At 31.1% G+C, this 21,873-nt stretch carries 9 protein-coding genes and 6 pseudogenes; all 15 read left to right on the plus strand.

All coding sequences use genetic code 11. The annotated features are described in order from the left end of the window. Window positions 1-110: 110 nt before the first annotated feature. Complete coding sequence (locus U880_RS0105970) at window positions 111-797, plus strand: plasmid maintenance protein (RefSeq protein WP_024654560.1); 687 nt, start codon at window positions 111-113, stop codon at window positions 795-797. A 3-nt stretch (window positions 798-800) separates the two neighbouring features. Beyond that, window positions 801-1,376 (plus strand): DUF226 domain-containing protein, encoded by a 576-nt coding sequence (locus tag U880_RS0105975; RefSeq protein ID WP_024655174.1) that lies wholly within the window; start codon window positions 801-803, stop codon window positions 1,374-1,376. After that, entirely contained in the window at window positions 1,352-2,104 is a 753-nt protein-coding gene (locus tag U880_RS0105980) for a ParA family protein (protein WP_024655175.1), read from the plus strand. The genes U880_RS0105975 and U880_RS0105980 overlap by 25 nt, the downstream gene beginning before the upstream one ends. 39 nt (window positions 2,105-2,143) lie before the next feature. Continuing rightward, window positions 2,144-2,716 (plus strand): chromosome replication/partitioning protein, encoded by a 573-nt coding sequence (locus tag U880_RS0105985; protein ID WP_024655176.1) that lies wholly within the window; start codon window positions 2,144-2,146, stop codon window positions 2,714-2,716. A gap of 714 nt (window positions 2,717-3,430) precedes the next feature. After that, window positions 3,431-3,769, plus strand: a pseudogene (locus U880_RS12060) (variable large family protein); the annotation flags it as partial. A 386-nt stretch (window positions 3,770-4,155) separates the two neighbouring features. Next, window positions 4,156-9,729, plus strand: a complete 5,574-nt coding sequence (locus U880_RS0105995) for a BTA121 domain-containing protein surface lipoprotein (RefSeq protein WP_024655177.1) — start codon at window positions 4,156-4,158, stop codon at window positions 9,727-9,729. Between the two features lie 598 nt (window positions 9,730-10,327). Then, window positions 10,328-11,244 (plus strand): annotated as a pseudogene (locus U880_RS10265) (variable large family protein). A gap of 554 nt (window positions 11,245-11,798) precedes the next feature. Then, a complete protein-coding gene (locus tag U880_RS0106010; protein ID WP_024655178.1) occupies window positions 11,799-12,932 on the plus strand; it encodes a variable large family protein in 1,134 nt (377 codons plus the stop codon). A gap of 254 nt (window positions 12,933-13,186) precedes the next feature. Beyond that, window positions 13,187-14,197: a variable large family protein gene (locus U880_RS0106015; RefSeq protein WP_235048022.1), complete on the plus strand. Its 1,011-nt coding sequence runs from the start codon at window positions 13,187-13,189 to the stop codon at window positions 14,195-14,197. Window positions 14,198-14,521: 324 nt separating this feature from the next. After that, a pseudogene (locus tag U880_RS10270) lies at window positions 14,522-15,547 on the plus strand (variable large family protein). Window positions 15,548-15,877: 330 nt separating this feature from the next. Next, window positions 15,878-16,888, plus strand: coding sequence for a variable large family protein (locus U880_RS0106030; RefSeq protein ID WP_038359476.1), 1,011 nt, complete (start codon window positions 15,878-15,880; stop codon window positions 16,886-16,888). Between the two features lie 278 nt (window positions 16,889-17,166). After that, window positions 17,167-18,218: pseudogene (locus U880_RS10275) on the plus strand (variable large family protein). A gap of 295 nt (window positions 18,219-18,513) precedes the next feature. Beyond that, window positions 18,514-19,530 (plus strand): variable large family protein, encoded by a 1,017-nt coding sequence (locus U880_RS0106040; protein ID WP_038359481.1) that lies wholly within the window; start codon window positions 18,514-18,516, stop codon window positions 19,528-19,530. Between the two features lie 191 nt (window positions 19,531-19,721). Further along, window positions 19,722-20,567, plus strand: a pseudogene (locus U880_RS0106045) (variable large family protein); the annotation flags it as partial. Window positions 20,568-20,788: 221 nt separating this feature from the next. After that, a pseudogene (locus U880_RS10280) lies at window positions 20,789-21,665 on the plus strand (variable large family protein); the annotation flags it as partial. Window positions 21,666-21,873 lie beyond the last annotated feature (208 nt).

Below are 21,873 nucleotides of genomic sequence, written 5' to 3' on the forward strand. Positions count from 1 at the left end.
TGCAAAATTTTCATAATCAAATTTATATGAAATAATTTTTAATATTGTTTACATTTAGAAAAATATTATGTATAATTTAGAAAAAATGAGTTCGTAGTAGGAGAAACTAAATGACCAAACAAAAATTAGAACTTAATACACAACCATTAAAACAATATCACACTAGATACTATAAAATATTATCAATGCTTAAATACTTTCAAAAAAATGCTATTAATTACAATCAAACAAAAATATTAAATACATTAAATTATTTCCTTAAAAAGGATGATATTAAAATAATAACACTCAGAACACTGAGACAAGATTTATGCTTTTTATGTAAAAATGGCATTATTGAAAAAACACTAATCAGATTGGGTAAAGGGAATGGTTCTTATATAAGATATGCTGTTAACAAATATAGCAATAACAACTTGAACCGTTTACTAGAAAGTAAACAATCTATAGTTGAACATGATGCTAATGCGATATATAAATTCACAAAGAAAACACAAAAAAAATATTTACAAAACAAAAGGGTTAAAATTTATAAATCTAAAAATGCAACTAAAAATGTCAGTCATATTATAAATAATAAAAAAGAAATAAAAAATGAGAGAAAAAATGATATTACCTTTAAAATAAACAAAGTTACCAAAGGAAAAACTATGAGATATTTAGATAAAATAGAAGAAAATAAAAATAAAAAAAGATATGAAGAGAGTATTTTGAGGGTAAAAAATTGGTTGAATCAATCAAAGCTTGAAGAATTTGCAAATAGGGGTTATGATAATCAGAGCAATGAAGAGGAATAAAGTATGCAATGTCCTTTAGAACGTTTAAGAGCAAGAAAAATAGAGATTGAACCAACAAATAAAAATAAAAAAAACAATACTTTTATTAAAATAGAGAAAATAAATGATAGAACAATGTATCATACCAAAATTACCAAAGACTTTTATGTCTTTGGTGCAAATAGAAAACAAAAAAATAAATTTTTGATATGCATGAGAGATATTTTTAAATCTGAAAAAATAAATGCATTCAATTTGTTTTCGATAAAAGGAAATGACAGATTCTTAGGCATGTATTATGGATACAAAGATTTGGAAAAGCCAATAATCATAAATTATAAAAATGATACACTCGGAACCAATCAGTCCATAAAAATGTTTAAAGTTTGTTATGTAGAATTTAGATTTAAACAGGGAAGTGTATTTTGTTATATAAAATGTATGAAAAATTTATTAAAAAAAGAAAAAAAAAATCAAAAATACTGTGAGATTTTGTTTAATCATTTGATAGATCTGGAAAAAAAGGTGTATGAATTTTATGACAAGACATTACCAAAGGGGGGAATTGTAGTAAAGTGGATAGAAAAAAACCAGAAATAATTACGATTGCAAGTATTAAGGGTGGTGTTGGGAAAAGTACAAGTGCTTTGTTTTTTAGCAATATATTATCATCTGAGGAGCAAAAAGTTTTATTGATTGATAGTGATCCTCAAGCCAGTGTTACTAGTTATTTTTTATTCCAATTGCAAGACCGAAATGTGGATATTGAGAAATATAATCTTTATGAAATTCTTAAGCAGAGAAAATATATAGAAAATTGTATTTTTAGTATGAATGATTATATAGATATAATTCCAAGTTCATTGGAGTTGTCTTCTTTTAATTCGGAAAGTATTCCTTTGCAGGATAATCTATTAGAAAAAAGACTTTTATCAATTAAATTGAAGTATGATTATATAATAATAGACACAAATCCTAGTTTGGGGCATCTTTTAAATAATGCTTTGATTATTGCTGATTACTTGGTTATTCCTATTAATTCTGATTTGTGGGCAGTTGAAAGCATAGATTTAATAACAGATGCTATAAAAAAAGTTTATAGAGAAGATCTTGTGCCTAACTTTTTAGTAACAGGTGCTTTAGAGAGACAGAGTATAGATAAGGAAATAATATCAGAATTAGAAATTCGTTATAGAGAAAAATTGATAGGCATTATTCCTAAGAGGGATGATATAAAGAAAACAATTTTTTATAGAAAAGATTTTTGTTTGGATAATGATTATTATCAAGCATATAAAAAGGCTCTAAATAATCTTTTGAAAAAGTAACAAAGACAAATTGTCCAGTTATAGACAAAAGGAGTATTCATGGGTATTAAAAATAAAAATAAGATGATCATAGGGAGAAGAGTTAAAGTAAATGAAGATAATTTGTTTGTAAAATTGCCCGAAGATAGTCGTAAGGAAGAGTATTTGAGATTAAAAGACAGGCTCAAATCTTTAGTTGTAGATGATATTTATAATAAGATAGAGACAGCAAAAATATTAAGTTTGATAAATGAAAAGAAATTGTATATATTTGATGGTTATAAAAGTTTTTATGGATTTTTAGCTGACTTTAAGATAGCTAAGTCTCAAGCATATAAATATATTAAGATAGCATCAGGTATGGCGCAGGGTATTATTGATTATGATTTTATAATCAATAATGGAATTGAAAATACCATAAAAAAATTGGGAAGCAAGAATAGTATAAAAAAATCGAAGCATAATTTGACAAAACAATTGTGTTTTCAGTTTAAAAATCAAGATAGTTATGATTTTTATAAGAGCGACACTAAGTTTGTGTGTTTTGTGTTAGATGAACTTTTTATAAATAATAAAGAATATTTAGAAAATCTTCATAAAAAATATAAACACAAGTTACAAAAAGGAATTTAATATAGTTTGTATTTGACAGCAAGTGATAAGTATTTAGATTACTTGCAATGTGAGCAAAAAGGAAATACTAGCATTTTATATATAAGATATTATTTGATTTAAAAATCGTATTGTTGGTTGTACTTGTAGTGCCATGTGAATCTTGTATGTTTTGTTAAGAAAATTTGGTAGTTTTTAATTGTTTATTTTTAGATATAAAAAATGCAAGGAGTTTGTAGTCTATGGTGTTTGTGATGCTTGTGGTAATGGGATGTAATAATGAGAGAAAAGGATGCGCGAGGCAAAGATAGCTATAGAAAGAAAGAATAGTTTTTTAGATTTTTGGTGAAGTTCGGAGAAGGGTTTCAGGAGATTTTTGGCGTTTTTGGCAATGCTATTGGGGAGATGCATTAGGATTTAATGCTGTTAAATCGGGGGGATAGTAGGAATAAAATAGTAGAATATTTTAAGAAGGTCGGAGATGGACTTGCAGCAATGAAGAATAAGTTAAACAGGCTATCAAATGAAATTTTTGGTGTAAAGAATGTTGATGGGATAACAATTAAAGTAGTAGAGGATGCAATTAGGGGAGTAAGTGAGGTATTTGAGAAATTAATTGGTGTGCTAATTAAACTTACTGGTGCTACTGGTAATACTTTTATTGGTGATGTAGCTAATAATAATGCTGTTGGAATTAAAAATGCTATTGCAGTAATTGCTAATAATGTTGTTCCTGTTGCTAATTTTAAAGTTGGAGTACTGGCTACTATTGGTAATGGTGATAATTTTAATGGTATTGCAAGGACGAATGCTGTTCTAGCATCAGCAGTGGTTCTTAAGATAATGAAAAATGGTAAATTTGCTCAAGGTGCTGCTAATGAAGAGGGTGCAGTTAAGGCAGCTGCTGTCAATGCAGTAAATAAGGTATTAAGAATACTTGATATAATGATTGGGAAAATAGTAGCAAGTATTTTAGATAAAATAAGAGGAGCAGTTAAGGGAATAAAATACTTTGAAACTAGTGGAATTGAGTCTAGTCAATCTGATACTATTCAATCTGTTGTTACTAAATAAATAACAAATTAAATAAAAATAATGCAATTCTTTAAGTATACGGAAAACTATCTTTTCTTATTTCAGAAGATATGGTTTCCTTTTTTTGTATTTGAATAACATAAATATTGTGTTGAATTTAAGGTAGTAAACTTTTTTTGCTCAGATATTAACAATTTATTGTTTTTCAGTATATTATCAACTAATGTTTTTATTTTATATTTAATTTTTTCGTTACTGTTTCATACTATTGATATAATTATCAAAATTTAAGAGATTGATATACCTGTATAATTTGATTGTGTTTTTATTTGATTATAATTATTAAAATAATATGATATAATATATTTCATATATTTATAAATATAAAATTAAAAATATAAATTTAAAATATAAGGAAAATATTTATGTCACAAGAAAAAACATTACAAATTATAAAAGAAAAATTGAGTGAGGATGAAAAAGATGCCTTAAATTTTTTTGAAAGTTCTATAACAGAACTTAATCCAGATGATCCAGATGATCAGAAGCTTATAACACATTCAAAAGAAGATTTTTATTTGTTAGTAGAGCACATAGGTATTGATAATCTCCAAAAAGTCTTGTCAGATATTGTAATAACACTAAATGCAAAAAAAGTAGCAGAAGAGGCTATAAAAAATTATGACAGCCCAATGAAAGACATACTTATACAAAGATTGCAAAATATAAAAGCGTCGTATATAAAATATTTGAAAAATATTTGTAATACTCATTCTGTTGATGAGATATACAATAATTTATCAGTAAAAACAGACGATGCATCTCAATTTAAAAGTATTGTAAATTTTATTAATTATCATGAAATAATGAAACAATTAAATGAGAAAGAAAAGGATGCTTTAGCTTTCTTGGAAGACTCTGTAACAAATCCTAATCCAGATGACCCAGATGATGATAATCTTATAGCTCATTCTAAACAGGCTTTTTATTTGTTGATAATGGAAACAGATGATATTAATAAACTACAATCAGTTTTATTAGGTATTGTGAGTGCGTTAAATTCAAAACAAGTAGCAGAAACCCTTCTTGTAAATTATAATGGCCCAGACAAAGATGCACTTGCACAACAATTAAAGGATACAAAAGTAAAATACATAGGATATTTAAAAAGGATGTGTGATACTTACTTTTCTGATGAGATGTACAGTAATTTCTCAGAACAAATATATGATGAATTACAATTTAAAGTTGTTGCAGATAAAATAAAATTTTATAATGACGTTATAAAAAGATTGGATGAGAATGAGAGAAATGCTTTAATGTTTCTTGAAAAGGCTATAATGAATTTTAATCCAGATGACCCAGATGATCATAAGATTACAATTCAGACAAAAGAGAAATATATGCGATTTATACTGGACACAAATGATATCAGTAAGTTAAGAATAGTTTTATCGGATATTGTAAAGACTTTAGATGTAAAACAAGAAACAGAAAAGGTTCTTGCAAGTTATGATTGGCTAAACAAAGATGCACTTACACAAAAATTACAAGATGCAGAAGTTGTATATATGAAATATTTAAAAAGGATTTATAATTCTTTTGAGGAAACGCATGATAGATTGTCAGGAAAAACAGACAGTGTATCTGAATTTAAAAGTATTACAGATGCTGTACGTCGTTATAGTTATGTTTATGATAACGTCATAGTGAAATTTGATGAGAATTACAAAGAAGCTTTAATGTTTTTTGAAAAGGCTATAACGAATTTTAATCCAGATGACCCAGATGATCATAAGATTACAATTCAGGCAAAAGAGAAATATATGCGATTTATACTGGACACAAATGATATTTTTCATCTAAGAGTAGTTCTATCAATAGTTCTAACAAGTATTGTAGAGACTTTAGATGTAAAACAAGAAGCAGAAAAGGTTCTTGCAAATTATGATGGACTAAACAAAGATATACTTGCACAGAAGTTACAAGATGCAGAAATTAAATATATGAAATATGTAAAAAGCACTTATAAGCGTTTTGAGGGAAGGGATGATGAATTGTCAGGAAAAACAGACAGTGTATCTGAATTTAAAAATATTACAGATGAGATACGTCTTTATGGTGATGTCTATAAAAACGTTATAGAGAAATTGAATGAGAATGAGAGAGAAGCATTAATGTTTCTTGAAAAAGCTATAATGAATTTTAATTCAGATGACCCAGATGATCATAAGATTACAATTCAGGCAAAAGAGAATTATATTCAATGCATATGGGACACAAATGATATTAGTAATCTGAAAATAGCTCTGTCAGATATTGTAAAGACTTTAGATGTAAAACAAGAAATAGAAAAAGTTCTTGCAAATTATGATTGGATAGACAAAGATGCATTTACACAAAAATTACAAGATGCAGAAGTTGTATATATGAAATATTTAAAAAGCATTTGTAACACTTTTGAGGGGATGTATGATAGATTGTCAGGAAAAACAAACAATGCATCTGAATTTAGAAGTATTGCAGATGAGATACGTTTTTATAGTGATGTCTATGATAAGGTTATAAGAAATTTGAATGGTGACGAGAGAGAGGCTATAATTTTTCTTAAAAATTCTATAACTGATTCTAATGTAGGTTATCCGGGTGATCATTTTATAACTTATTCAAAAGACGATTTTTATCGGTTTTTGTTAAGTAGAAATATTTATGAAGTCAGAGAGATTGCGTCTGGTATTGTGGAAGCATTAAAGTTAAAAAAAGTGGCAGAGAGGTTTGTTGAAAATTACAATGATCTTTTAAAATATGATTTTATGGAACAAGTAAGAGGTGGAGAAATAAATTATATGAGGGAATTAAAAGGACTTTGTAGTATTAATTATCGTAGCTGGCCAGTTTCCGAGAGACATTTAGTCACATTTGACGATATGCATCGTTTTTTGGCAGAACGAGCGGCCATAGTTGGTAAAGTTAAATTTGAATATGTTTTAATGCATATAAGGAGTTTTAGAGATGGTTATCATGATTTTATAGGGCAATTCAGAAATGAAGAGAAAGTCGCTTTAACTTTTCTTGAAAATGCTATAACAAACCCTAATCCAGATGATGTAGATGATAATAAATTTAAAGTTCATACAAAAGAAGAATTTCATAAGTTTAAATTCAGGACAGAGATTGCCAATCTTAAACTAATTTTGTCAGATATTGTAAAAGTATTACATCTTAAGCAAGCAGCAGCAGAGGCTATTAAAAAGTATACTGAACCAGAAAAAATTATGTTTGAAGGGATATTGAAAGATGAAAATGTAAAATATATAAAGCATTTAAAGCGGATTTTTAATATTCCTTATTTGTTTAGGGGTATTGCAGATAATAATTTAGTTTTGGAAACGTATGATACATTTTTATTAGAATGCATTGTGAATGATATGTATCGTTATTATAATATTTTTAGTAAAATTACAGAGCGATTAAATGACCGTGAAAATGATGCTTTGATTTTCCTTGGAAACGCTATCACAAGTTATAATTCAGATGACACAGATGACCATAATCTTGTAATTCATACAAAAGAAGACTTTAATAGTTGCATACGGAAATTAAGTATTTATAGGCTTAAAACAGTTTTATTTCAGATTATATTAACATTAAATGCAAAAAAAGCAGTTGAGCAAGTTGTTGCAAATTATAATGAGTTAATAAGAGATGTATATACACAAAAATTCAGAGATGAAGAGATAAAATATATAAAGCATTTAAGAGGTATTTGTGGTTCTTGTGATGAAATGTACGACAATTTATCAAGTAATGCAAATAACTCATCCCAATTTAGAAGTGTTTTGGATACCATCAAATCTTATCCTACTATTTATAGTGATATTATAAAACAATTAAATAGTGGAGAAAAAACCGCTTTAACTTTTCTTGAAAATGCTGTAATAAGCCCTAATCCAGATGATCCAGATGATCATAATATGACACTTCAAGCAAAAGAGAACTATATTCAATTTATACTAAACATGAGTGATATTGATAGATTTAAAACAGTTTTATCAGGTATTATGGAGACATTAAATGCAAAAAAATTAGTAGAGGACGTTCTTAAGAATTACTCTCAATCAGGAAAAGATATCCTTGTGCAAAAATTAGAAGATGCAAGAGTAAACTACATGAAACATTTAAAAAGTATTTGTAATGTTTCTTCTAGTGAGAAGGAAATGGAGGATAAATTATTAAAAGAAGCAAATAATTCATCCCGATTTAGAAGTGTTTTGGATACCGTCGAATCTTATGCTGCTATTTATAGTAATATTATGGAACAATTAAATAGTGGAGAAAAAACAGCTTTAATTTTTTTTGAAAATGCTGTAACAAACCCTAATTCAGATGATCCAGATGACCATAAGCTTACAATGCGTGCAAAAGAAGGCTATAATCAGCTTATTTTAAACATTTCTGATATTATTAAGCTTAAAAAAATTCTATCAGGTATTGTGGCGACATTAAATGTACAGAAAAAAGCAGAAGAGACTCTTGCAAAGTATAAAATACCAGAAGGACATATTCTTGCACAAATGTTAAAAGATATAAAAGTAAGATATATAAAGCGCTTAAAAAATATTTGTAATACTTCTTCTTTTGAGAAATTTTACGCCAGTGTGTCAAGTAAGGCAGATAACTCATCTGAACTTAAAAGTATTTTGTATGTCATAGACTCTTATAACAATATTGCAAAACAATTAAGTGAAAAAGAAAAGGATGCTTTTGATTTTCTTGGAGATTCTATACAAACATACAACTTAGATAAGCTAGACGATCGTGTACTGACAATTCATTTAAAAGAAAATTATAAGCAGTTTATATTGGATGTTGATGATGTTGTTAGCTTGAGAGCAGCTCTATCAAATGTTGTAAGAACATTAGAAACAAAAAAAATGTTAGAAAATGTTATTGGGTGTTATATTGGTATAGACTATGATGTGCTTAAGCAAAAATTTGTAGATGCAAAAATAAAATATGTTAATTATTTAAAAAATATTTTTAATACATTTTATGGATTATACGATAATTTATCACGTAACACAGACGCTCTATTTCAATTTAAAAGTATTTTGGATACCATCAACCCTTATACTGATGTTATTGATAGTAATATTATGAAACAATTAGATAATAATGAAAAAAATGCTTTAATTATTCTTGGAAATTCTATAACAAATCCTAATCCATTTGATCCAGATGATCATAAATTTATAACTCATTCGAAAGAAAATTTTAATCGATTCATACTAGAAATAGGTATTGATAAATTTAAGGAAATTTTATCTGAAATTTTGACAACACTAGATAAGATAGATACGTCAGAAAAGGCTATTCAACAGTATAATGGTTTAGGGAAGAGTATATTTATCCAAAGGCTCAAAAATGCAAAAATGGACTATTTAAAGCTTTTAAAAATAGATTGTAATACTGATGATTTTGATAAGATGTACAGGAATTTGTCAAGAAAAGCAAACAACGAAATTCTATTTAAAAATATTATAGATGATATACCAAACTATCAAAAAATTGTGGACCAACTTGATCAAAATGAAAGGAATGCTTTTGTGTTCCTTGAAAGATGTATAATAAAGTTTAATCCAGACAATCCAAATGATTATTCATTGATGGTTTTAAGGACACAAAATTTTAATAAATTCGTATTAGCTAAAGATATTTATTTATTACGAATGATCCTATCAAAGATTGTATTAACATTAAATGTCATAAAAAAGGCAAAAGAGACTTTTGTGAATTATATGAGTTATAAGGGAATAGTAAGAAATAAATTCATGCAGAGATTACAAGATGAAGAGGCAAAGTATATAAAGGATGTACAAGATAGTTGTGACAGCTATGATGAGATGTATCATAATTTGTTGAAAATATCAGGTTTGTATCGATTTGAAAAAATTCTAATGGTTTTTGCTAGCCTATTGAAAACGAGTTGGGAAATTTAAATCAAAATATAAATTTATGGCAAAATAAATCTATAAAATAATTAAAGTATCTATTAACATACCTTTTAACCGGTGTAGTTAATAGATACTTATATATTTAAAGCAAGTTAACGATAATTCTATATTCATTATGATTGTCGTATCCTAATTTTATAGGAATTATATATGAAGGAACTATATATAATTTTTGTCAGTTATAGTTAGATATTGGTGTTTTATACTTTGGATAATGATAATCTTTAACATTTAATTGTGTATTTTTAGTTATAGGGCTTAAGTAAAATATTATTCAGTTTTGTTGACTTGTATAGTTTTTAATTCATATTATTTGGTTGAGTATTTTTAATAGAATCAGTTAGAAAGCTTATTTTTAGCTTCCTTTTTAATATGAGTAATTGTATACTTTATGAATCGTTATTTAATCATCCACTATTTATTAATTTTTGTTTTTTGTGTCTTAGTATCCTTGTTAGAAAAGCTAAAAATAATAAACAAAACAAGGAGGCGAAGAAAGAAATGAAAGTAACAAAAGGAAAAGGAAAGAGAGAAGAGGGTATAAGAGGGTATAGAGAGAAGGGGAAGAGTAAAGGGATTGGTGATGGTGATGATGGTGATGTTTGTGATGGGATGTAATAATGGGATGTTGGAAGAAGAGAAGGGAATGAATTTTTGGATGTTTTTACGTCTTTTGGGGAAATGGTAGGGAGTGTATTGGGATTGAATATTTATTCAAAGAAATCGGATGTAGGGAATTACTTTAAGAAGGTTCAGGGTACTGTGCAAGTGAGACTGCGGTGAAAAACATTAGTTGAGAGTAAACTTGATAAGATAATAGAAGGAGCAAAGGAAGTAAGTGAGGCAATTGGTGATGCTGATGAGCCAATTGCTAATGTTGCGACTACTAATGGTGCTGGTTCTGTTGGGATTGGAGTTGATGGTCTAGTAAAAGGCATTAAAAACATTGTAGATGTAGTACTTAAGGGTGTAGGAAATGCTGAGGCTGGGAATGATAAGAAAGCTGAAGATGGTAATACTGCAAGAACTGTTGCTGCTGGGGATGGAGAAGCAGGTAAATTATTTATTGCTGATAATGGTGCTGCTGGTAATGCTAATAATGCAAAAAAAGTGGCAACAGATGCAGCAAAGGCAGTAGGAGGAGTAACTGGTGCTGATATATTAAAGGCTATTGTTAAAGATGGTGGTGATGCTTCAAAATTAGCTACTGCTCAGAATCCTGGAGCTGCTCCTAAAGATGCAACAATAGCAGGTGGAATAGCATTAAGGGTTATGGCTAAGGATGGTAAATTTTCGGCTCCTAATGCTGCTGCTGATGATGCCGTTGCTACAGTTAAAGGAGCATCAGTAAGTGCAGTAACTAAAGCGTTAGATACATTAACAATAGCAATAAGAAGTACTATTGATGAAGGACTTAAAAGTGTTAAAGAAGCAATGAAAACTAATACTGATGTTATTGTAGCATCTGAAAAGAGTGGTTCTGGTGCTAAAAATAAATAGTCAAAATTATATAAGTAAATAAGAAAAATAAAGTTACAAAGGAAAGATACTGAGAGTTTAAGCTCTTGGTATCTTTTATTGTTTAGTGTGTTAAATAGAGATATATTGCTTTATATGATTAATTTTATTATTTGTGGTTTCTGTTAAAATGTTCTAATTAAAAATATTCAGTTTATTTGATGAAATTGTACACCAAAAAAAGACAATATATTATAAAAAATAAGTTTTAATCTTTATGGTGAAATATGCTAATCATTTGAAAAAATTGAATGACAATCGTTTATATTTGTAATTATAATGTAAAAAAATACACTAATATTTTTAACAAAAATTAAATATTATAAATTATAAAAAAGTCAATGATAAATATTTTGTATTTTCAAATTTGTAATAGATGATAATAAAATCAATGGTCAATTTTTATATAGATATTTTTATGAATTGTTATTTATATTCGTTCATTGGTTATTTGTCTTATTTTATTTTGGGTGTCTTACTAGTATTTAAAGCAAAGCTAGAAAATAATAAAAAAAACAAGGAGGCGAAGGAAAGGAATGAAAGAGAAGAAAGGAATAGGAAATATAGAAGAGTGTATAAGCGAGTATAGAGAGAAGGGAAGAGAGAAGGGAAGTAAAAGAATAGTAAAGGGATTGATGATTGTGATGATGATGGTGGTGATGGGATGTAATAGTGGAGGAGTTGCGGGAGGAGAGGGAACTTCAGGAGGAGAAGGGAGTGGAGCAATGATGGAAGTAGGAAGGAGTGCAGAGGGAGTATTTTATAAGTTTATAGAGTTGGTGACAGATTCTTTGGGTTTAAATATAACTACAGGTACACCTAGAGATAAAGTATCAAGATATTTTACAGAATTGGCAAAAAAAATAGAACAAACTATAGAATCATTACGAGGAATTGAAGAGCAGATTAAATCATCAGGAGATAAACACAAATCAGAGTCAGTTGGAAAATCAAATCAAGAGATTGAAGACGCTAAGAATACATTGATAACATTGAAGGGACATATAGAATCTTTAAAGGATATAGGTGATGCTAACAAGGTAGTGGAGGTGCAAGCCAGTCAAAGTGGAGTAACAGTAAATCAGGCTAAATTAGAAGTGATATATGATGCATTGAAAGGAATAGTAACTGTAGCTGTTGCAGAGGGTATTGAAGAACCAAAAAAAAGTGCGGTAAAAGTTATAAACACATCATTAGGAGGAACCAATCCAGAAAATGGAGCCAAGGTCTTAACAGCAGGTGCTAATGCAGGAGGAGATGCGGGATTGGAAGCAGCAGCAATAGTATCAGCGGTGAGTGGCAAGGAAATATTGGCTGCGATTGTTGGATCTTCAAAGGCAGATGCAACTGGAACAATATCATCAGATGTAGATGGCAATACAAGTGCATTAAAGTTTGCAAGGGGAGGATCTACTGCATCTCAGTTAGCAAAAACTTCAGCATTAGCAGGTGCTGTGAGTGGAGGAATAGCATTACGCTCTCTAGTTAAAGATGGTAAATTGGCTTCGCATTCTGGTAATGATAGCAAAGGAGTAGAGGTTGCGGGAGTAAGTGCAACAAATAAACTGTTAGGTGCAGTAGATGATGTGGTTAGAGAGATAGTGAAAAAAGTATTTGATAAAATAAAGCAAAAATTAGGTAGTTCAAGAAATCCAAAATTAACAGTGTAATGAAGAAAATAGATAGTTAGTAGTTAAATTATTTATTAATTATTTATTAATGAGATAATGTAAGGCAAACTTAGAGATGAGTCTAAAATCTAAGTTGCCTTCTTGTTTAAAGAATGATTTTATTTTTTTATGTCTCTTTGTTACACAAGATATAAAGAGAAAGTTATTATTATCATTTTTAATTTATTTCTTTTCTTCATGATTATATTTGACTTTCTAGGAAATAGAGAATAAGTAGAGTATTGAAAGTGGTGATGATGGTGGTGATGGTGATGATGGGATGTAATAGTGGGGTAGTAGAAGAGAGTAGAGAGAATAGGTTTTTAAAGTCTTTGGTGGGATTGAGTAATGAATTTTTAAATGTTTTCACTTCATTTGGGGAAATGGTAGGGAGTGTATTGGGATTGAATTTGGAAAGTAAGAAATCGGATGTGGGTAAGTATTTTAAGACAGTGCAGGATACTGTAGAAGGAGTTAAAACAGGACTTAATAAGATTGTTGCTGATATGAGGGAAGAAAAGAATCCTAATGCTGAGGCTACAGCTACTGCAGTGAAAACGTTAGTTGAGAGTAAGCTTGATAAGATAATAGAAGGAGCAAAGACAGCAAGTGAGGCAATTGGTACTGATAACGACCCAATTGCTAATATTGGTGTTCAGGGTAGTGCTGGTGCTGCTGTTCAAGACAATTCAGTTAAGTCTCTTATTGAAGGGCTTGACAAGATTGTAGGTGTGGTACTTAAAGATAAAGGAAATCCTACTGCTGGGAATGATAAAAAAGCCGAAGATAATACTACTGCAAGAGCTAATAATGGTGATGATGCAGGTAAATTATTTGCTGGTGATAATGCCGGTGCTAATGCGAATGCAAATAAAGCAGCAGCTGATGCTGCTAAGGCTGTTGGGGCAGTAATCGGTGCTGATATATTAAAAGCTATTGTTAAAGGTGATAGTGGTAAAGCTGTTCTTTTAGCGAAGAATACTGCCAATAATAATGCTGTTGCTGATGCAGCTAATGCTACAGATGCATCAGTAGCAGGAGCTGTAGCATTAAGAGCAATGGCAAAGGGTGGTAAATTTGCTAATAGTAGTAATACTGATATTGCTACTTCAGTTAAAGCAGCAGCAGTAAGTGCAGTAACTAAAGTATTAGATACCCTAACTATAGCAATAAGAAAAACAATTGATGCAGGATTGAAGGAAGTTAAAGGAGCAATGAAAATAAATGTTAATGAGCCTGCTGTAATTACTGAATCTAAAAATTAATAAATTAGAGGCGATCTTTAATAAAAGATAAGCAAATTAAATAAAGACATGAAGGGAAAATATATCTCTTGTAACAAAAGAGTAATTTTCCTTTTTTTATTTTGGTTAGCATAAAATAACCTTAAAAAAGTAACTTTCTTAACTTCCTTTGATAAACTTTTTAATTTATCGTTAGGTTAAGTTTTTTTGATGTAGTTAAATAAGAAAGCAAAGGAATAAGAGAGGAAAATATGGGGGAGAGGAAGGGAAGGAATAGGAGGAAGAATAGGAGAAATAAGGAAGGGAAGAGAGAAAGGGAAAAGAAGAATAAGAGAAGTGATAATAATGATGATGATGGTGATGGGATGTAATAATGGGGGAGTAGAATAGAGTAGAGAGAGTAGGTTATTGAAGTCATTGGTGGGATTGAGTAATGAATTTTTGAATGTTTTTACGTCATTTGGGGATATGGTGGGGAGTGTATTGGGATTGAATGTTAATTCAAAGAAGTCAGATGTGGGGAAATATTTTAAGACAGTGCAGGATACTGTAGAAGGAGTTAAAACAGGACTTAATAAGATTGTTGCTGATATGAGGGAAGAAAAGAATCCTAATGCTGAGGCTACAGCTACTGCAGTGAAAACGTTAGTTGAGAGTAAACTTGATAAGATAATAGAAGGAACGAAGACAGCAAGTGAGGCAATAGGAGTAGAAGGTAGTGAACTAATAGGTAATGTTGCTGCTGGTGGTAATAATGCTGCTGCAGGTGTGTCTGGTAGTGAGATTGATAGTCTAGTAAAGGGAATTAAGGGGATTGTTGATGTAGTACTTCAAGGCGTAGGTAAGGCTGATGCTGGGGATGATAAAAAGGCTGAAGATGGCAGTACTGCAAGAACTGCAGCTGCTGGTAATGGTGAGGCAGGCAAGTTATTTGCTGCTAACGCTGATAGTGCTGCTAATGCAAAGAAGTCAGCAGCAGATGCAGCAAAAGCAGTTGGGGCAGTTACTGGTGCTGATATTTTGCAAGCTATGATTAAAAATGATGGTGTTGCTATGAAGTTTGCTAAGAATAATGATGGTAATGCTGGTGTTTCTGCTCCTAAAGATGCGGAAGTAGCAGGGGGAATAGTATTAAGAGCTGTTTCTCAAAATGGAAAATTTGCTAATGCTAATGATAATGCTAGTAATGATGTTGTTGTTGTAGTTAAAGGAACAGCAGCAAGTGCAGTAACTAAGGTATTGGACACATTAACAGTAGCAATAAGAAGTACTATTGATGAAGGAGTAAAAAAAGTAAAAGAATCAATGAAAATTAATACTAATACTACTCCTGTAGCATCTGGAAATGGTGGTTCTGGTGGTCAAAATTAACATAATTTAATAATGAAAAAATAATATAAATAAAGTTATAAAGTAAAGGTACTGAGAGTTGATTTCTTAGTATCTTTTGTTTTGTTGTGTTAAGTAAGAGATGTATTTTTTCTTATCATTTTTTAGTTATTATCCATTCATTAGTTATTTATCTGATGTTGTTTTTTGTATCTTACTTTTCGTAAGAGATAAGCTATAAAAAAAGATAAATAAAAGAAGGCGAAGAAAATGAAGAGAGAAGGAATAGAAGGGGAAATAAAAGGGAAGAGAGAAATAGAGAGAGGGAAGAGAGGAGAAATAAAGGGAGTGAGAAGAATAAAAGGGATAGTGATGATGATGGTGATGATAGTGATGAGATGTAATAGTGGGGGAGTAAGTGGAGAAGTGAAGGATCCAGAGAAAGTGTTTTTGAGTGAGATGGTAAATTTAGGTAAAGGGTTTTTAGATGTTTTTGTGAGTTTTGGCGATATGATTACAGGGACGTTGGGGGGATTAAAGGCGGAAACAAAGAAAAGTGAGATAGGGGCTTATTTTACTAAGATTGAGAATACAATGAAGATAGTGAAAGGGAAATTGGGAGAGATTTTAGAAAAGAATGGACATTATACGAAAGTGAAAGGTAAGGTAGAGGAATTTATTGGGGAGATAAGTAAGATTGAAGAAGGGGCAAAGGAAGCAGCTGGGGGTGCTAGTGGTAGTGAAGTAATAGGGAATGCTAAGAAAGGTGGAGATGCAGTTGCTGCTAGCAAAGATTCTGTTGTTTCTCTTGTTAAGGGGATAAAGGCAATAGTTGGGGTAGTGTTGGGAGAAAAGGAAGGTAATGCTGATAATAATATTATTACTGAAGAAAAGAAGGAAATTGGTAAATTATTTGGGAAGAAGGATGGTGATAGGGCTCAAGAATCAGAGGCAGCTAAAGTTAGTGCATCAATAGGAGCAGTAAGTGGAGCTGATATATTGAAGGCGATATCTAGTTCTAAGGAAGATCCTCAATCTGATAATAATGAGGGAATTGAGAAAGCTGTAGATGCAGCGGAAATTGCTATTGCTATAGCTAAGGATGATAAGAAAGAGATTAAAGATCCAGCAAAGAAAGATGCAGTAATAGCAGCTGGTATAGCATTGAGAGCCATGGCTAAGGATGGTAAATTTGCGGCTAAAAAGGATGAAGAGAAAGCAGCAAATGCAGTAAATGGAGCAGTATCAAGTGCAGTAAATAAGGTGTTGAGTACATTGACAATAGCAATCAGGAATGCAGTGGATGAAGGTTTAAAAGGGATTAGTGAGATATTAGGAGAGATTAAGCAAGGAGAAGGTTCTAAAGCCAAAGTTAGTGAATAAGTTGAATTAGGGATATTGTTAGTATAATTGGATTAATTAGATAAAATAATTGGTTAAGAGGGCTTATTTTAGCTCTCTTTTTTATTTTTAAGATTGTATATGTTATATTAAGTCATATTTTTTTGCTTCCGTTATTCTAAGAAAAGCTAATAATAAAAAAAAACAAGGAGGCGAAGGAAGAAATGAAAGAGAAGAAAGAATTAGGAAAGAGAGAAGAGGAAGAAAGAGAGTGTAGAGGGAAGGGAAGAGAGAAGAGAAGTGGAAGAGTAAAGGGATTGATGATGATGCTGGTGATGGTAGTGATGATGGGATGTAATAATGGGGGAGTTGCGGGAGGAGAAGGAGCAGCAGGGGGAGACGGGAGTGGATTAAGTGGAGCAATGATGGAAGTAGGGAGGAGTGCAGAGAGGGCATTTATGCATTTATAGAGTTAATGTCAGATGTATTGGGATTTAAAGTGAATAAAGATACAAAGAAAGAGGATGTAGGAAATCATTTTAAGATTTTAGGAAAGAAGCTAGGAGACACATCAAAGGAGTTAGAAGAAGTAGCAGTAAAAGCAGAAATAGGTGTTGATAAAGGTATTTCATCAAAAAGTCCAATTAGAGAAGCAGTTGATTCAGCTAAGGAAATTTTAAGCGCATTAAAAGGATATTTAGATTCTTTAAAGGATATAGGTGATTCTGATAAGGTAGGAGAGGTAGGAAGTGATGCCCAAAAAGGAGTATCGGCAAGTATAAATGAATTAAAAGTAGCATGTAATGCATTTAAAGGGATAGTAAACATAGCAGAAAAAGTAGGAGTTGATAAACTGGCAAAGAGTGACTTAGTGTTATCTCAAGCATCAATAGGAGTAACTAATCCACAAAATGGAGCTAAGATTTTGGCTAAGGGCGTTGCTGCAGGGGAAGCAGTGGGAGATAAAGCAGTAGCAATAGTATCAGCAGTGAGTGGAAAAGAAATATTATCGTCAATAGTTGGATCATCGGAGGATAAAGCTGTAGAAATAACAAGTAACGTAACCGCAGAGACAACACCGTTGGAATTTGCCGTGGGAGGAGCTACTGTAGCTCATCTAGCAAATGCTGCAGCTAAAGCATCAGCAGTATCAGGAGGTATAGCATTACGCTCTTTGGTTAAAGGTGGTAAATTGGCTACACATAATGGTAACAATGATGAAAAAGCAGTACAATCAGCAGGAATAACTGCAGTAAATAAGTTATTAGGAGCGGTAGAAGGAATAGTGAAGAAGACAGTAAAGAATGTATTAGAGAAAGTAAAGCAAGAAGTGGATAATGCAAGAGAGCCGAAAGCATTAGGGAAGCAGTAATATTTATATTATTTATAATTTATATAGTTGAAAATGATTAGGTATAAATATTAGTAAAGGGAGCAATAAAGCTCTCTTTTTTTTGTTTTCAAAATAGTATGTGTTATATGAGTCATATTTTTTTGCTTTCTTTAAAGCAAAGCTAAAAATAATAATAAAAAACAAGGAGGCTAAGAAAGGAATGAAAGAGAAGAAAGGAATAGGAAATATAGAAGAGTGTATAAGCGAGTATAGAGAGAAGGGAAGAGAGAAGGGAAGTAAAAGAGGATTAAAGGGGATAAGAATAAGAGAAGTAATGATGGTGATGGTGATGGTGGTGATGATGGGATGTAATAGTGGGGGAGTAAAGGGAGGAGGAGCTTCAGGAGGAGAAGGGAGTAGTGGTTTAAGTGATATAATTTCAAGTGCAAGAAAGGAATTTTTGGATGCTTTTTTATCTTTTGGTGAGTTATTAAAAGAAGTACTTGGTTTTAATTTAGATACAACTAAGAAAGAAGTTGGGGAACACTTGGGTAAGGTTGGAGAGGCAGTTAATGTAGTTAAAGGTAAATTGGAGAGTCTTAAGAGTAATGGTCAGTTTAGTTTAATAAAAGATAAGGCAGATGGTATAATCACCAAAGCAATTGATACTTTGAAAAAGATAGTTGATGGTGTAAGTAAAATTAAGGGAGCTACTGGTGCTGCTAATGATAAAATAGCTAGTGCTACTGGTGATAATAATGATGCAGTGCCAGCAGATACAGCAAGTGTAAAGGGTCTTGTTGAGGGAATTAGTATGATCTATGAAGCAGCTAAGGAAGTGAAAGTTGATTCAAAAGGAAATGCTGATAAGACAATTGCTGATTCTAAAGCAATTGCAAAGTTATTTAATGGTAGTGCTAATGTTTCTGATGCTACTGGATTAAAAGCGGCTAATGTAGCCTTGAATGCAGCTAGTGGTGCAGATGTATTAGCAGCGATTGAAGCGGTTAAGGCTGGTACAAGCAAACCTGCTGGTCAAATAAAAGATGCAACAGATGCTTATGATATTGCTATTGCTAATAAAAGTAATGATGATATTACTGGTAATGTTAAAACAAATGCATCAGCAATAACAGCAGGTTTAGCATTAAGGGGTATGGCAAAAGATGGCAAATTAGCAACTAAAGCTACTGATGCACCACAAGAAGGGATAAATGCAGTGTTATCTAGAGCAGTTAGTAAAACTGTGAATGAGATAATGTTTAATATAAGAAGAACAGTTGATAAATGTTTAAAAGATGTTAATGATTGCATAGAAGAAAATTTTAGTAGTGAAGTAAAATCCAAGTAGTAAGTATAATGTGTTGTTTTTAAACTGTTTATTTGGGCAAGATTTTTAAGTTTGACAAGCAGAAATATCTTATAGGTGTTTCTGCTTGTTTAGGTTTGCAATAATTAAGTAGAAATAATGATAAATAGATTGCATATTTATGCAATTATTATTTTTTAAAATACAGACAAACATAGATAAATGAAGAATTTCTTAATATGGTTTCAAAGAAATCTGATGTAGGGAATTACTTTAAGAAGGTTCAGGAGACTGTACAAGGGATAAAAGATGGGCTTAATAAAATTGTTGCTGAAATGAAGGAAGAAAAAAATCCTAATTTAGAGGCTACTGAGAGTGAAGTTAAAACATTGGTTGAGAGTAAACTAGATAAGATAATTGGTGGAGCAAAGGAGGCAAGTGAGGCAATAGGTAATGCAGGTGATCCAATTGGTAATATCGCTGCTAATAATGCTGGCGGTACTGCTGGTGATATCGATAGTTTAGTAAAAGGAATTAAAGGTATAGTTGGAGTTGTACTTAAAGAAGGAAATGCTGAGGCTGGGGATGATAAAAAGGCTGAGAATCTTAGTTCAAGAAATAATGATGGTGCAGGGAAGTTATTTGCTAATGTTGCTGATGCAGATGCAAAAAAAGCAGCGGCTGATGCGGCAAAAGCAGTTGGAGCAGTAACCGGTGCTGATATTTTACAAGCTATTTTCAAAGGTAATGAAGGTGATGCTGTTAGACTAGCTAAGCATAATGCTGCAGCTGGTGCTGAATCTAATAAAAAAGATGCTGTTATAGCAGGAGGCATAGCATTGAGAGCTATGGCTAAAGATGGTAAATTTGCTGGGCCTAATAATGCTGATGCAGATGCAAAGAAAGCAGTAGAGGGTGCAGCAATAAGTGCGGTAACTAAGGCATTAGATACATTAACAATAGCAATAAGAAAAACAATAGATTCAGGTCTTAAGGAAGTAAAAGGAGCAATGAAAATTAATACTAATGATATTCCTGTAGCATCTGAGAATAGTGGTTCTGGTGGTCAAAATAAATAGGCAAGGTTATATAAGTAAATAATAAAAATAAAGTCATAAAGTGAAGATACTAAGAGTTAAGCTTTTGGTGTCTTTTATTTTATAGTGTGTTAAATAGAAATATGTTACTTGATATGATTAATTTTTATTATTTGTGATTTCTTTAAAATTTTCTAGTTAAAAATATTCAGTTTATTATATAAAATTGTACAAACAAAGATATAAAATAAGCTTTTATCTTTATTTTGAAATTTAATGTTGTTAAATCTGACGATAATAGAAGCAAAGTGGGAGAATATTTTAAGACTATAGGAGATAGATTAAAGAGTACTAAGGATAAATTGGATGCTTTAGCATTTAGCAAGAGACATGTCTGCTACTTTACATGTTGATACCACAGCGGTTGAGACTGTTATTAAAGGTACTAGTGAAATTATTGCAAAATTAGTTACCTCTGTCACTAAACTTGCTGGAGTTGTTGGTGATACTGATATAGGTGATAATGCTGCTGCTGCTGCGGTAGCTGCTGAAGGGGCTGGTGTTAAAACTGTTATTGATGAAATTAAAGCTATAGTTGAGATTGCAGAAAAGTCTGGTGTAAAGATTGGAAAAGGAACTGCTGGTGTTGAAGTGGCTGCTGGTGCTAATACTGATGCACCTGCTGTTATTGCTGCTAATGCTACTGCTGGCCAGGGTGCTGGTTCTAAGCTAGCTGAAGAAGTTGTTAAAGCTGACCCATAGGCAATTATTGATAAGATAAAAAATGCTGAGATCAAACAAGGTAATCTTAATCAGAATGATAATAATGATGTCGGAGAATTGGCTACTGGTACTCCTAATCATGCTAATGGTGCTAAGGCAGTTACTAATGCAGATTTGGCAGCAGCAGTGGCTCTCAAAGCAATTACTAAGAGTGGTAAATTTAGTGCTGCTGCTGCAGATACAGAGGCAGTTAAGGGCGCATCAGTAAGTGCGGTAAATAAGGTATTAGGGATATTGGATGTAATAATTAAAAAAACAGTAGAAATCAATTTAGGTAAGATAGGAGAAGCAGTTAAGGGAATAAAATACTCTGAATCTGGTGGAACTGAATCTAATCAATCTACAGCTATTAAATAAATTTGCAAATTAAATAATAAAAGATATTTATAAGGGAAACACATTTTTCTGTAATTAGGAGAAATGTGTTTCTTTTGTGAGATGTATTCTACTCGATGATATATTCTAAAGATAAAAAATCACAGTACCAATGATTTTGTTTTTTGTTTTCATTAAAACTTTGAAGACAAGCAAAAAAGCTAAAAATAATAATAAAAAACAAGGAGGC

The sequence above is a fragment of the Borrelia hispanica CRI genome (genome assembly GCF_000500065.1).
In the GTDB taxonomy this organism is placed as follows: domain Bacteria; phylum Spirochaetota; class Spirochaetia; order Borreliales; family Borreliaceae; genus Borrelia; species Borrelia hispanica.

Coding starts and splice junctions, on each gene's coding strand:
- U880_RS0105970 (WP_024654560.1), top strand. CDS start 111: ATGACCAAACAAAAATTAGAACTTAATACACAACCATTAAAACAATAT.
- U880_RS0105975 (WP_024655174.1), top strand. CDS start 801: ATGCAATGTCCTTTAGAACGTTTAAGAGCAAGAAAAATAGAGATTGAA.
- U880_RS0105985 (WP_024655176.1), top strand. CDS start 2,144: ATGGGTATTAAAAATAAAAATAAGATGATCATAGGGAGAAGAGTTAAA.
- U880_RS0105995 (WP_024655177.1), top strand. CDS start 4,156: ATGTCACAAGAAAAAACATTACAAATTATAAAAGAAAAATTGAGTGAG.
- U880_RS0106010 (WP_024655178.1), top strand. CDS start 11,799: ATGAAAGAGAAGAAAGGAATAGGAAATATAGAAGAGTGTATAAGCGAG.
- U880_RS0106015 (WP_235048022.1), top strand. CDS start 13,187: ATGATGGTGGTGATGGTGATGATGGGATGTAATAGTGGGGTAGTAGAA.
- U880_RS0106030 (WP_038359476.1), top strand. CDS start 15,878: ATGATGATGGTGATGATAGTGATGAGATGTAATAGTGGGGGAGTAAGT.
- U880_RS0106040 (WP_038359481.1), top strand. CDS start 18,514: ATGATGGTGATGGTGATGGTGGTGATGATGGGATGTAATAGTGGGGGA.